This is a genomic window from Maribellus luteus (genome assembly GCF_003576475.1).
Lineage (GTDB): Bacteria > Bacteroidota > Bacteroidia > Bacteroidales > Prolixibacteraceae > Draconibacterium > Draconibacterium luteum.
On record NZ_QWGR01000005.1, the window covers coordinates 383,053 to 397,247 of the forward strand.

Genomic DNA, 14,195 nt, shown 5'->3' on the forward strand with positions numbered 1-14,195 from the left:
CGTAGTAATAATATTTGTATGAAACTGAACCGAAGTTTACGAAAAATATACTTCTGCTTATTCTTAATTTTTGCCCTTGCACTTCCGTTTTCAGGAACCGCACAGGATGTACCTGTAATCGACACAACAGGTCAGTTACCCTATCCGTTTAAAGACCAACCCGCATTTGGCTATACCAAACAGGATTCTCAAAAGCTTTTTCTAAACAACCCGAGCAACCTCAAGTACCAGATTGAATACGACCCGGTACTGGGGCAATATGTTTTTTATGAAAAAGTGGGTAGCCTGAACTACCGTCTTCCGCAAAGTATGTCGCTGCAAGACTACATTAGCTATGATTTTGATCAGTCGGTACGAGCCTACTGGAAAAACCGGGCAGCGCTGGAAGACCAGGATCAACGAGGCGGACTGCTTCCAAAACTTACTGTTGGCAGCGAGGCCTTTAACCGTATTTTTGGCGGAAACACCATCAACATTCAGCCCCAGGGATATGTGGAAGTAAGCTTTGGCTACCAGGTAAATACCACCGACAACCCCTCCATTCCGGAAAGGCTGAAAAGAGTACCGACCTTCGATTTCGACCAGAAAATTCAGATGAATGTTACCGGTCAGATCGGTACAAAAATGAACATGCGGGTGAATTACAACACCGAAGCAACGTTCGACTACGAGAACAAAATGAACATCGAATATACCGGCGACGAAGATGAAATCATAAAACGTGTGGAAGCCGGTAACGTTTCGCTGCCCTTGAACGGATCGCTGATCACCGGCGCCTCCAACCTGTTTGGGGTAAAAACCGAAATGCAGTTCGGGAAACTTAACCTGACCACCATTTTCTCGCAACACAAGGGAGAATCAAAAACGGTTCAAACCGAAGGGGGCGCACAGGTAGCAACGTTCGAAATTTCGGCCTCCAACTACGATGCCAACCGCCACTTTTTCCTGGCGCATTATTTTCGCGAGCACTACGACGAGTGGTTAAAGAACACCGCTGTCCCCCGCTCTCCAATCACCATCAACAAAATTGAGGTGTGGGTGACCAACAAATCAAGCGACTTCACTGATTCGAGGCATATCCTTGCCCTTCAGGACCTCGGAGAACACGAGCCATATATTTACAACGAACTCAACCAATTTGGGGAAAATTTAGGTTTACCCTATCCGCTCAATATTTATCCCGACAACAAGGCAAACGGGCTTTACAGCGAAATGTCAACCACCTACGTCGATGTGCGGCAGGTTGAAAGAATTACCAGTACAATGGCCCAGTTTGGAGATGATTTTGTAGGCGGAACCGATTTTGAAAAAATTGAACACGCGCGCAAGCTAAGTGAATCGGAGTACTCGGTGAACGAAAGACTGGGATATATCTCGCTGAACTCTTCGTTAAATGCCGACGAGGTGCTGGCTGTAGCATTCAACTTCACCTCCAATGGACAGACTTTTCAGGTGGGAGAATTCTCAACCGACGGGATCGATGCTCCCAAAACACTGTTTCTGAAACTGCTGAAAGGAACCAACCTCTCTCCCGGAAAACCAACCTGGGAGCTGATGATGAAAAACATTTACAACCTGAATGCTTACCAGCTGACCAGCGAAGAGTTTGAATTGAATGTAATGTACCAGAACGATTCTACCGGAACTTACATCAATTACCTGCCTGCCAGCCGGCTCGAAGGCCATATTCTGCTCGAAGTAATGCGCCTCGATATGCTGAACAAACAACTCGACGCCACCAAAGATGGTATTTTCGACTATGTGGAAGGCATTACGGTTGACTCCAACAACGGACGTATTATTTTCCCGGTTGTACAACCTTTTGGAAAACACCTGGCCGATTCTCTTCAAAACCCGGCCGACATCGAACGCTTTACTTTTCAAACCCTGTACGATTCAACAAGGGTGAAAGCGGAACAGGATGCCGAGCATAATAAATTCAAACTGGTGGGAAGCTACAAGGGATCTTCCAGTTCCGATATTGCGCTGGGATCTGTCAACCTTGCACAGGGATCTGTAAAAGTGACCGCCGGCGGACAAGTGCTTACTGAAAATGTTGACTACACCGTTGACTATACATTGGGGCGGGTAAAAATCATCAACCAGGCATTGCTCGAAGCCGGAACACCCATCCAGGTCTCAACCGAAAGCGAGGACCTGTTTACCATGCAGCGCAAAACCCTGATGGGAACCTACGCCAACTACGCATTCTCTGACAATTTCAATGTTGGAGCCACTTTATTGTACATGCAGGAACGGCCGCTTACCGAGAAGGTAAACTACGGCGAAGACCCCATCTCAAACCTGATGTATGGTTTTGATGCGCGTTACAATACGGAAAGTATGTTCATCACCAAGGCGTTGGATGCGCTCCCGTTTTACAGCACCAACACTAAATCGTCCATCGATTTTGAAGGTGAATTTGCCAAACTGGTTCCGGGAAGCAGTAAATCCATTAAAGGCGCTGCCTATATCGACGATTTTGAAGCCACCAAAACCCCCATCAGTTTGAAGGCAAGACAAGCTTGGATGCTCGCCAGTACACCGCAATTCCAGGAGGACCTGTTCCCGGAAGGCAAGACCATCGAATCGCTTGAATACGGAATGAACCGCGCCAAACTGGCATTTTACAATATTGACCCGCTTTTCCTGCGAAACAACTCACTTACTCCTTCTCATATTAAAAACGATCCCAATCAGCAATCCAACCATTTTGTTCGGGAGGTATTTGAGCAGGAACTTTTCCCTGAAAAAGAATTTGTTACCGGCGAACCAACCAATATTCCGGTACTGGATTTGGCCTTCTATCCGTCGGAACGAGGACCTTACAACTACGACACAGGAAACAGCAATTTGGCAGCCGGGGTAAATCCCGATGGTACTTTGAAAAACCCGGAAACACGCTGGGGGGGCATCATGCGCGCCATTCAAACCAGTGATTTTGAAACCGCCAACATCGAGTACATCGAATTCTGGCTGATGGACCCCTTTGTTTACGATAGCTTTGATGTTAAACCGGGTGGTGACCTGTACTTTAACCTGGGTGATATTTCAGAAGACTTCCTGAAAGACTCAAGAAAAGGATTTGAACAGGGTTTGCCCACCTCTGAACTGGTAAACAATGTAGATACCACTATCTGGGGAAGGGTTTCCACCTTGCAATCACTGGTAAACGCCTTTGACAACAACGAGAGCGCGCGTCCTTTCCAGGACATTGGTTTTGATGGATTGAACAACGCCGACGAGCGCAGCTTCTTCGCCCAATACCTGGAAGAGTTAAAATTGAAAGTAAACGACGATGTTTACGCCAAAGCAATGAGCGACCCTTCTTCTGATAACTTCCACTACCCGCGTGGCAGTGATTACGACGAACAACAACTGCCCATATTGGCACGTTACAAAAATTACAACGGCCCCGACGGTAACTCTCCAACTTCAGGAATGTCGAATGAAAGCTACACAACTTCAGCCAACTCGCTTCCCGATGTTGAAGACATCAACAACGATAACACCTTAAACGAATACGAGCGTTACTACCAGTACAAGGTAAGTATCCGCAAAAAAGACATGGTGGTTGGGCAGAATTACATTGCCGACAAACGAAGCAGACCGGTGGAACTAAAGAACGGTAAAGTGGAAGAAGTGAGCTGGTACCAGTTCAAAATTCCGGTCAATACTCCGGAGAAAGTTGTTGGAAACATCAGCGACTTCAAGTCCATCCGTTTTATGCGTATGTTCATGCATGGTTTCCGCGACTCCACCATCATGCGTTTTGCCACCCTCGACCTGGTTCGGGCAGAATGGAGAAGATACACCGGCGATTTAACCGACGAACTGGCAGCGCCCTCGATGACTACTGATTTTGAAGTATCGGCCGTAAGCATTGAAGAAAACGGAAGCCGCGAGCCGGTAAACTATATTCTTCCTCCCGGAATTTCGCGGGTAATCGACCCCGCTAATCCGCAACTTCGCCAGCTAAATGAGCAATCAATTGTGTTGAAAGCCGAAGAGTTGGAACAGGGAGATTCAAGAGCAGCCTACAAATCATTGTACATGGATTTCCGCCGTTACAAAACCCTGAAACTGGATGTACACGCCGAAGAAATAGAAGGCTCATCCCTGAAAGATGGCGAGCTTTATTTCTTTATCCGAATGGGATCAGACTACAACTACAACTACTACGAATACGAAATCCCATTAAAACTGACTCCTGAGGGCAGGTACAACAACGACCGTGAAAGCGACCGTTTAATTGTATGGCCCGAGCAAAACAGGATTTACATTCCGCTGGATCTTTTCACCAACCTGAAACTCGATCGTAACGATGCGATGCGGGTGGTCAATTCACCGATAAGAATTACCGACATCTACGAGAAATCGGATCCTGACCGGAACGGTGGTAGAAACCGGGTGAAAGTGAAAGGTAGCCCCAACCTGGGCAATGTGGAAGTATTTATGATGGGGATACGTAACCGCCGCGGGCAAATCAACACAGGCCCAAAATCGGTGGAAGTATGGGCCAACGAATTACGCCTGACCGATTTTGACGACGAAGGTGGATGGGCTGCCAATGCACGTGTTTCGGCACGGCTTGCCGACCTGGGAAGCGTAACAGTGGCCGGCAGAAAACGTACTTCAGGTTTTGGAAGCATTGACCAAAACGTAAACAGCCGTTCGCTCGAAGACCAAAACGACATTGATGTTTCAGCTACCGTCGACTGGGGACGTTTCTTCCCCGAAAAAGCCGGCGTTAGACTTCCTATGTATTACGGATATTCGAAAAGCACTGTAAATCCCAAGTACAACCCGCTGGAACCCGACATTGAGCTGGACGAATCAATGGCACGCCTGGAAACCAGAAGCGCCAAGGATTCGCTTAAAAGCCTGGTTCAGGACGTAGTGGAACGAAAAAGTATCAACTTCACCAATGTAAAGGTAGAACCACAAAAACAAAAGGAGAAAACGCATTTATGGGATGTGGAAAATTTTGCGGTAACCTATTCGTACAACGAAATCTCGAAACACAATGTAACCACAGAATACAACGTGGACAAGACACATCGTTTCATGTTCTCGTACAATTACAGCAGCCGTCCTAAACTGATCGAGCCTTTCCGCAATGCAAAACTTTTGCAAAAAGGCCCGTTGAAACTGATTGGTGATTTTAACTTCTATCCGCTGCCAACGCAGATTTCGTACCGTACCGATTTGTACAGGCGCTACCACGAAACGCAAACAAGAAACATTACCAATCCGAACCTGATTTTGCCGGCCACGTTCGAGAAAGACTTCCTTTGGAACCGCTATCTCGATATTCGCTACGATGTAACCCGTTCGCTGAAGTTTGATTTTTCATCGCGCGGAACCTCACGTATTGATGAGCCGGAAGGAAGAATCAACAAACGCGACGACGATTACGAATGGAAACGCGACTCGATCCTAACCAATCTTTGGGACCTCGGACGCCCCACCTTGTATAACCACAATTTCAATGTTAATTACCAGGTACCATTGCGCTCGTTTAAAGCGCTTAGTTTCCTTTCGTCCAATATACGTTATGCCGGAACCTATGACTGGATAGCCGGACCAATGACCAATGAAGACATCAACCTTGGGAATACAATCTCCAACTCAAGGAACATGACCATCACCGGAAATGCCAACCTGCAAACCCTGTTTAATAAGGTACCTTATTTCAGGGAAGTAGACCAGAAATTCCGGAGAACAGGAAGAAGCAGGGGCAGCCTGAACCGCAACACCAGCGGAGGGCGTCAGCAGGATAACCAACCACTGCAGCGCAAAGAGGAAGAAACTTTCAGCAGCAATGTAAAATTGGTGGCCGACAAGGCGCAGAAAATCACACATAAACTCAACACCAAGAAAATAAAAGTACTGGTAACCGATACCGAAGGCAAAGTGGTTCCCGGCAAGGTGAACATCCTGGACCCGAATACCATTGAATTTACGCCTATGGCAAATGCCAACCAGGCCATGTTAACGGTTTCCGGGAAAAGAGGTGATCAGTCGTTTATGAAAGATGTACTCGATTTTACCACCCGTATTGCAATCGGGGTACGCACCTTGTCAGTAAACTACAGCAAAAACGGAAGTACCATTTTACCGGGCTATTTGCCGGAACCTTCGCTGTTTGGTGCAGGGCGTTTCTCGGGAGACAGTGAATGGGGTATTCCGAACATCCAATCCAGCATGGCCCCGGGTCTTCCTTTCCTTTTCGGATGGCAGGACCGCGACTTTGCTGTAAAAGCTGCCGAGCACGGATGGCTGACCATTGACTCAACACTGAATCAGCCGTTTATGTTCCGCCAGAACGAACGCATTAACCTGCGCGTAATGCTGGAGCCCCTCCCCGATTTACGTATCGACCTGACAGGTGACCGTTCGATATCAAAAAACATTACCGAATTCTACGATTACGATAACGCCAGCGGACGCTTCAATGCCAACAGCTTTACCGAAACCGGTAATTTCAGCATGTCGACCCTAACATGGGGAACAGCGTTCTTTGCCATAGGCGGAAAAGAAGAAGTAAAGAGCTCAGAAGCTTTTGAGAAGCTAAAAGAATACCGCGGTACTATTGCCAACCGCCTGGCAAAGCAAAGAGGTAGCAGTGCCAACTACAACCCGAACGCTCCGCACTCTCAATACGAAAACTATCCTGACGGCTATGGTCCAAACTCGGTAGAAGTACTGGTGCCTGCTTTCCTGGCAGCTTACCAGGGAAAAGACCCCGAGAAAGTTTCACTGAGCCTGTTCCCGTCGTTGAAATACATTCGCCCGAACTGGAGCATTCGTTACGAAGGAATGGTGTCGCGCATTCCGGGGCTGAACAAGGTTATGCGCTCACTCAACTTCCAGCATGCTTATCGCTCCACTTACAATGTAGGATCGTTCAATACCAACCTGAACTACATGGCGACGGGCGATGGTTTCAGCTACATTCGCGACCTTGCCGACAATTTTGTTCCGGCTTACGATTTCAATTCGGTTAGCATCATTGAGGCATTTAACCCATTGATCAACGTGGATGTAATGTGGCAGAGCGATTTTACAACGCGCGGCGAAATCAAACGCACACGTAACCTCAACCTGTCGTTTGCCAACAATCAGTTGACCGAAGTACTAAGCAACGAATACATCATTGGGATGGGATACCGTTTCACGCACATGGATCTGATCATCAAAACCAAAAATTCGCAACAGGCCTATTCCAACGACCTGAATATTCGGGCCGATGTTTCGTACCGGAGAAACAAAACCATATTGCGTCAGCTCGATTCGGACGACAACCAGATTACATCAGGGCAAGGAAATTTCACGATAAAAACCTATGCAGATTATCGCTTAAGCGACAAATTTGAAATGCGCGTGTTTTACGACCGGATCCTAAACAATCCGTTTACATCGCTTGCATACCGTACAACCAATGCCAATTTTGGTGTGAGTTTCCGCTTTACACTGGCCAATTAGATGTTAAGAAAAGCTTACGATGAAAAAAGTTTTGAAAGCTTGTCGGGATTTTATTTTGATTTTTGGAAAAAATCGTCTTTCTTGCATTCGTTAATTGATAACAATGAGAAAAATAAATACAATATGGCTTCCGTGGTGGGGTCTTCTTACGTAAGTTAGGAGTTAAAGAGCCATATTGGTATTTTTTAAAGATATTCAAAGAAGGCCTGCTCCTACCAAAGAGCAGGTTTTTTTGTACACAAAAAGCAACAATGAGAATTAACAATAACATTTGGTGGTGGCGTAACAACTTTTTACAATATTCGTGAAAAGAGGTACTGCCATTTATATAAAGGAAGCGGCTCATCGAATTCACGATGAGCCGCTTTTTTTGGCTCAAATTCAAAAAAACAAAACAGTAACAACAAATTATAACATATACACTCATGGAAAAATTGACATTCAAACCGATAGTCCGGAAAATACTGGCCGATACGGTCACCCCGGTAAGCATCTACCTTCGGTTGCGAACTTTGTACCCGAAATCGATCCTGCTGGAAAGCTCCGATTACCACGGAAATGAAAACGCCTACTCTTTTATCGCGTTCAGTCCATTGGCCCGTTTTACGGTCAACAACGGCGAGGCTGTAAAAGAACTTCCCGGAAAAGAAAAGGAAATCTTCCGTCTCTCGGAAGAAAGAAAACTGCACGACGAGCTGGATAATTTCTTTCAAACCTTCAACGTAGAAAGCAAAGACATCGAACTTCCGGCAAACGGACTGTTTGGCTACCTGGGTTTCGATGCCGTTCAGCATTTCGAAAACATTCATTTTAGTTCGGATAAAAAAGAAGACTACCAGATTCCCGAAGTGAGGTATTGCTTTTACAAATACGTGGTGGCCATCGATCATCATAAAAACCAGATCCACATGGTGGAAAACCTGATGGAAGGCGAGCAGTCGCAAATCGATTACATTCACCACCTGCTGATCAACCTGAATTTTGCCACGGCCAAATTCGAAGCCACCGGTGAAGAAAAATCGAACATTACTGATGATGAGTACAAGCACATGGTTACAAAAGGAAAAGAACACTGTTACCGCGGCGATGTTTTCCAGATTGTACTCAGCCGGCAGTTTTCGCAGGAATTTAAAGGCGACGATTTTAATGTATACCGTTCTTTGCGGTCCATTAATCCGTCGCCTTATTTATTTTATTTCGACTATGGCAGCTACCGCATTTTTGGTTCCAGTCCCGAAGCCGAAATCCGCATCATGAACAACAAGGCCTACATCCACCCCATTGCCGGAACTTTTAAGCGCACCGGTAACGACGATCAGGACCGCGAACTGGCCGAACAACTCAGCAAAGACCCCAAAGAAAATGCTGAACACGTAATGCTGGTCGACTTGGCACGAAACGACCTGAGCAGAAATGCCGACCACGTGATTGTGGAAACCTACCGCGAAGTACAGTTCTTTTCGCATGTTATTCACCTGGTGTCGCAGGTGTCCGGAAAAATCTCAAACGATACCAACCTGATCAAAGTTTTGGGAGAAACCTTTCCGGCCGGAACCTTGTCGGGGGCACCCAAATACAAGGCCATGGAACTGATCGACCGCTACGAAAACCAGAACCGCGGTTACTATGGAGGCTGCATCGGCTACCTGGGTTTCGACCGCACCGTGAACCACGCCATTATGATTCGCTCGTTCCTGAGTAAAAACAACCAGCTTTTCTACCAGGCCGGGGCAGGCATTGTGGCCGACTCGAAAGAAGAAAGTGAACTGCAGGAAGTGAACAACAAACTGGCGGCATTAAAAAAAGCCATCGAAATGGCCAAAGAGATCAATTAATAACAAGCTTTTAGTAAATAAAATCATGAAGATAGTAGTAATCGATAATTACGATTCATTCACCTACAACCTGGTGCATGCAATCAAAAAAATTTCAGGGTTGCCGGTAGATGTGTTCCGCAACGACGAGGTTACGCTGGAAGACCTGGAAAAATACGACAAGATCGTTCTCTCTCCCGGCCCGGGACTACCCGAAGAATCGGGCTTGTTACTGGACATCATAAAAGAGTACGGCTCCAGGAAAAGTATGCTGGGCGTTTGTCTGGGACACCAGGCAATTGGCGAGGCTTTTGGAGGCAAACTCCTGAACATGAACCGGGTGTTGCACGGTGTAGCCACTCCTGTTAAACTCACAGCCAGCAAATCTGTTTTATTTGAAGGCTTGCCCGAAACATTTGACGTGGGACGCTATCATTCGTGGATCGTTCAGGAAGACCAACTTCCCGAGTGTTTTGAAGTCACCAGCTACGATGCCGATGGACAAATCATGTCGATGAAACACCGCGATTACGATTTGCAGAGCGTACAGTTTCACCCCGAATCGGTATTAACGCCGCTGGGTGAAAAAATGATCGAGAACTGGTTGAAATCTTAGGGAGCAGTCTCAGTTTCCGGTCACAGTAAGCAGATCAATTAAAACACTTATTTTTTTTTAAAATCGAATTATGAAAGACACCTTACAATACCTTTTTAACGGAAATAAACTGACACGAGAAGAGGCCAGAAACAGCCTGATCGGAGTGGGAAAAGGACTTCACTCCGAGGCTGAATTTGCTTCTTTTCTGACGGTTTTTAAAATGCGTCCGCTGGAGTCGGAGGAACTTGCCGGTTTTCGCGATGCTATGTTTGAACTATGCTCGAAAGTAGATCTGTCGGCATACAACGGGATAGATGTTGTGGGAACCGGCGGCGACGGAAAAAATACCTTTAACATTTCTACCCTGGCTTGTTTTGTGATTGCAGGAGCCGGTGTAAATGTTACCAAACACGGAAATTATGCCGTGAGTTCCAACAGCGGATCGTCCAACCTGCTGGAATACCTGGGCTATCAATTCAGCAACGACACAGATAAACTAAAAAACGATCTTGACCAAGGCGGATTCTGCTTTCTGCACGCTCCCCTCTTCCACCCGGCCATGAAACACATCGCCCCTGTAAGAAGAGCGTTGAAAGTTCCCACTTTCTTCAATATATTGGGACCAATGATCAATCCGTCGGCTCCGAAATACCAGTTACTGGGGGTAAACAACCCGGAAAATTTTGGCCATTATCAGAAGGTTTATGAAACACTGGATATTAACTTTGCAATTGTGAACAGTAATGACGGTTACGACGAAATTTCACTGACATCGGAAGCACGCGTTGCAACGCGCGGAAACGACCGACAACTGGCTCCTGCTGATTTTGGGATGAACAGAATTGAGCCGGAGAAACTTTACGGTGGAGAATCGGTGGAAGATGCGGCAAAGATCTTTATGAATGTTCTGAATGGAACCGGCACTGCGGAGCAAGCCAATGCAGTTCTGGCCAATGCCGCACTCGGGCTGCATTTAGTTTATCCCGACCGTGCACTAACCGATTGTGTGGCAATGGCGCGCGAATCGCTGGAAAGCGGGAAAGCCCTGCAAAAACTAAAGGCCGTGATCAATTAACCTGTTATTCTGTTTCAACAGGAAATAAAATCAGAAAATGTTCCTGTAAAAACGGAAATGCAAAACGAATAAAACATACAAAAATGACAATTCTCGACAAAATCATTGAAGCCAAAAAGGAAGAGGTCGCTCACCAGAAACAAGTGGTTGACATTGAGGTATTACAGGACATACCTGATTTCTTCAGGGATTGCAATTCACTGAAAGAGAACTTGCTAAAAGCCGGTTCATCGGGAATAATTGCCGAATTCAAACAACGTTCTCCCTCAAAAGGCGATATCAATTTGTCGGCCAGGGTGGAAGATGTTACCAAAGCTTACGCCGATGCTGGTGCTGCCGGGTTATCGGTGCTTACCGAGAAAAACTTTTTTGGCGGTTCGCAGGCCAACCTCATAAAAGCACGCGAAATCAACCCCGATATTCCGATCCTGCGGAAAGATTTTATGATCGATCCCTACCAACTGGTGGAAGCCAAAGCATACGGAGCCGATGTAATTCTGCTAATTGCAGCCTGTCTTTCGAAAGAACTGGCGCTGGAACTGGCAGAAGATGCCAAAGAACTGGGGCTGGAGGTTTTAATGGAAATTCACAATGCAGAAGAACTCGAGATTGTAAACGATTTCGTTGATATGGTGGGAGTAAACAACCGCAACCTGAAAACCTTTGATGTGAGTGTCGAAACATCGGTGGAGCTGTCGAAACTGATTCCCGAGAAGTTTGTAAAAATCTCGGAAAGCGGACTGGCCGGTGTAAAAGAGATTCATTACCTGCGTGAGCATGGTTTCAAAGGCTTCCTCATCGGCGAAACATTTATGAAAACACAGGATCCGGGAAAGGCCTGCAAGAAGTTTATTCAACAATTATAACAGTCATCTGAAGAAAGAGGAGAATCATTCCATTTAAGAACAGATTTTCCGCTTATACTCTCTGGAAATGACAACAATAAAAAAGAAGTGGAAAGAAAACTTAAGATAAAAGTCTGTGGAATGAAATTCACAGAAAACCGCGAGGAAGTGGAAAAGCTTGGAGTCGATATGCTGGGCTATATTTTTTATGAACCCTCGCGTCGCTTCGTGGGCGAACATCCTGAAGCTGCGCTTTTTGAGGCCTCAAAACCAAAGGTTGCCGTGTTTGTCGATGAAAATGCTTTTGAAATACTCGCACTGGCCAAGAACTTCAACTTTGAGTTTGTACAGCTTCACGGAAAGGAGAACCCCAAAACCTGCGCTTTACTCAGAAAACAGGGATTAACGGTCATTAAAGCTTTTTCGGTGGATGATTCCTTCCGGTTTGATACAACAAAAGCCTACGAAAAAGAAGTGGATTATTTTCTGTTCGATACAAAAACTCCGCTGCACGGTGGTTCAGGAAAAAAATTCAACTGGGAAATACTTAATAGATACAAGGGATACAAGCCTTTCTTTTTAAGTGGTGGCATCGGACCCGATGATGCCGCGGACATCAAAAAGATCGATCATCCGAAACTTACGGGTGTGGACCTAAACAGTGGTTTTGAAGATGAACCGGGACTAAAAAACATTGAGAAACTAAAGAAATTTATTGAAGCATTAAAATAAGAGATGCTTGTCTTTCCTGCGAAAGCAGGAAACTCAGCAGATTCCCGCTTTCGCGGGAATGACGTAACGATGAAAGAAGAACAAAATGAAATATCAAGTTAACGAAAAAGGATATTACGGAGAGTTTGGCGGTGCCTGGATTCCGGAAATGATGTATACCAACATCGAAGAATTAAAAACCAGGTACCTCGGCATCATTGAATCGGAAGAGTTCAGAACTGAGTTTGATAAACTCATGAAAGACTATGTGGGCAGACCTTCTCCGCTTTATTATGCGAGCCGTTTGTCGGAACATTACGGCTCCAACATTTACCTGAAGCGCGAGGACCTGAATCACACAGGTTCGCACAAACTAAACAATACGATTGGGCAAATCCTACTGGCACAAAAACTGGGAAAAACACGAATCATTGCAGAAACCGGCGCCGGTCAGCACGGTGTGGCAACTGCCACGGTTTGTGCGCTGAAAGGGATAAAATGCGTGGTGTACATGGGCGCGCTTGATGTTTCGCGTCAGGCACCCAACGTAAAAAAAATGAAAATGCTGGGTGCCGAAGTTGTGCCGGTACACAGCGGCAACAAAACCTTAAAAGATGCTACCAACGAAGCCATGCGCGACTGGATCAACAATCCGGAAGATACGCATTACATCATTGGCTCGGTAGTGGGGCCGCACCCCTACCCCGACATGGTTGCGCGTTTTCAATCGGTGATCAGTAAAGAAATGAGAAGTCAGTTGCTCGAACAAACCGGCTCTGAACTGCCCACCCGCGTGTTGGCTTGTGTGGGAGGAGGGAGCAATGCAGCCGGGGCTTTCTACCATTTTCTGGATGACGAACAGGTGGAACTGATTGGCGTGGAAGCTGCCGGAAAAGGCGTGGATACCAATGAAACAGCCGCCACTCTCACCGTTGGTTCTCCAGGAGTTTTACATTCAGCGCGAACCATGCTGATGCAAACCGAAGACGGACAAATTATTGAACCTTATTCCATCTCGGCAGGACTCGATTATCCGGGAATTGGCCCGCTGCATGCACACCTGCACAAAACCGGCCGGGCAAAATTTCTGGCGGCCACCGACGAAGAAGTTCTTCAGTCTGTACTACTCCTTACCCAAAAGGAAGGTATCATTCCCGCCTTGGAATCAGCACATGCTCTGGCAGCACTTGACAAGATAAAAATGAATCCAGACGATGTGAACGTCGTCAACCTTTCGGGGAGTGGCAACAAGGATATGGAAACTTATTTGAATTATTTTGGATATTAATTCTGAATCTGTCATTTCGAAGGAGGTACGACTGAGAAATCTGTAACTTAAAAACGATGAAAGACCATAATTACTTCATTTACATTGTTACGAACAAAAATAAAACAGTCCTTTATATCGGTGTTACAAATGATTTACAACGTCGTACATTCGAACATGAAAATGAATTAATTCCAAAGTTTTCAAAAAAATACAACTGCAGGCATTTAGTATACTATGAACATTTCCACCAAATTGAATATGCTATTGCAAGAGAAAAAGAAATAAAAAAATGGAGACGGGAGAAAAAGGAAAACCTGATAAACCAGTTTAATCCTAAATGGAATTTTCTTAATTCTAAAATTTACGAGGCATTGTAGCAACAGATTTCTCCTCT

At 45.9% G+C, this 14,195-nt stretch carries 8 protein-coding genes; all 8 read left to right on the forward strand.

The features are described 5' to 3' along the window. The first annotated feature begins 18 nt into the window (after window positions 1–18). A complete protein-coding gene (sov, locus tag D1614_RS11780) occupies window positions 19–7,488 on the forward strand; it encodes a T9SS outer membrane translocon Sov/SprA (protein ID WP_119438127.1) in 7,470 nt (2,489 codons plus the stop codon). A gap of 425 nt (window positions 7,489–7,913) precedes the next feature. Next, window positions 7,914–9,323: an anthranilate synthase component I family protein gene (locus D1614_RS11785; RefSeq protein WP_119438128.1), complete on the forward strand. Its 1,410-nt coding sequence runs from the start codon at window positions 7,914–7,916 to the stop codon at window positions 9,321–9,323. A 25-nt stretch (window positions 9,324–9,348) separates the two neighbouring features. After that, the gene (locus D1614_RS11790) at window positions 9,349–9,918 is read left to right on the forward strand and encodes an anthranilate synthase component II (RefSeq protein WP_119438129.1); all 570 of its coding nucleotides are present in this window, start codon (window positions 9,349–9,351) and stop codon (window positions 9,916–9,918) included. A 70-nt stretch (window positions 9,919–9,988) separates the two neighbouring features. After that, the gene (gene trpD, locus D1614_RS11795) at window positions 9,989–10,975 is read left to right on the forward strand and encodes an anthranilate phosphoribosyltransferase (RefSeq protein ID WP_119438130.1); all 987 of its coding nucleotides are present in this window, start codon (window positions 9,989–9,991) and stop codon (window positions 10,973–10,975) included. An 83-nt stretch (window positions 10,976–11,058) separates the two neighbouring features. Beyond that, a complete protein-coding gene (trpC, locus tag D1614_RS11800; protein ID WP_119438131.1) occupies window positions 11,059–11,841 on the forward strand; it encodes an indole-3-glycerol phosphate synthase TrpC in 783 nt (260 codons plus the stop codon). A 120-nt stretch (window positions 11,842–11,961) separates the two neighbouring features. After that, window positions 11,962–12,552 carry a phosphoribosylanthranilate isomerase gene (locus D1614_RS11805; protein ID WP_119438132.1) on the forward strand — a complete coding sequence of 197 codons (591 nt, stop codon included), beginning with the start codon at window positions 11,962–11,964 and terminating at the stop codon, window positions 12,550–12,552. An 85-nt stretch (window positions 12,553–12,637) separates the two neighbouring features. After that, complete coding sequence (gene trpB, locus D1614_RS11810; protein ID WP_119438133.1) at window positions 12,638–13,819, forward strand: tryptophan synthase subunit beta; 1,182 nt, start codon at window positions 12,638–12,640, stop codon at window positions 13,817–13,819. 56 nt (window positions 13,820–13,875) lie between these two features. Continuing rightward, the gene (locus D1614_RS11815; RefSeq protein ID WP_119438134.1) at window positions 13,876–14,178 is read left to right on the forward strand and encodes a GIY-YIG nuclease family protein; all 303 of its coding nucleotides are present in this window, start codon (window positions 13,876–13,878) and stop codon (window positions 14,176–14,178) included. The last annotated feature ends 17 nt before the right edge of the window (window positions 14,179–14,195 follow it).

What these genes read in the sequence shown, in the direction of transcription:
- D1614_RS11790 (WP_119438129.1), top strand. Translation starts at nt 9,349, where the DNA reads ATGAAGATAGTAGTAATCGATAATTACGATTCATTCACCTACAACCTG.
- trpB (WP_119438133.1), top strand. Translation starts at nt 12,638, where the DNA reads ATGAAATATCAAGTTAACGAAAAAGGATATTACGGAGAGTTTGGCGGT.
- sov (WP_119438127.1), top strand. Translation starts at nt 19, where the DNA reads ATGAAACTGAACCGAAGTTTACGAAAAATATACTTCTGCTTATTCTTA.
- D1614_RS11805 (WP_119438132.1), top strand. Translation starts at nt 11,962, where the DNA reads ATGAAATTCACAGAAAACCGCGAGGAAGTGGAAAAGCTTGGAGTCGAT.
- D1614_RS11815 (WP_119438134.1), top strand. Translation starts at nt 13,876, where the DNA reads ATGAAAGACCATAATTACTTCATTTACATTGTTACGAACAAAAATAAA.
- D1614_RS11785 (WP_119438128.1), top strand. Translation starts at nt 7,914, where the DNA reads ATGGAAAAATTGACATTCAAACCGATAGTCCGGAAAATACTGGCCGAT.
- trpD (WP_119438130.1), top strand. Translation starts at nt 9,989, where the DNA reads ATGAAAGACACCTTACAATACCTTTTTAACGGAAATAAACTGACACGA.
- trpC (WP_119438131.1), top strand. Translation starts at nt 11,059, where the DNA reads ATGACAATTCTCGACAAAATCATTGAAGCCAAAAAGGAAGAGGTCGCT.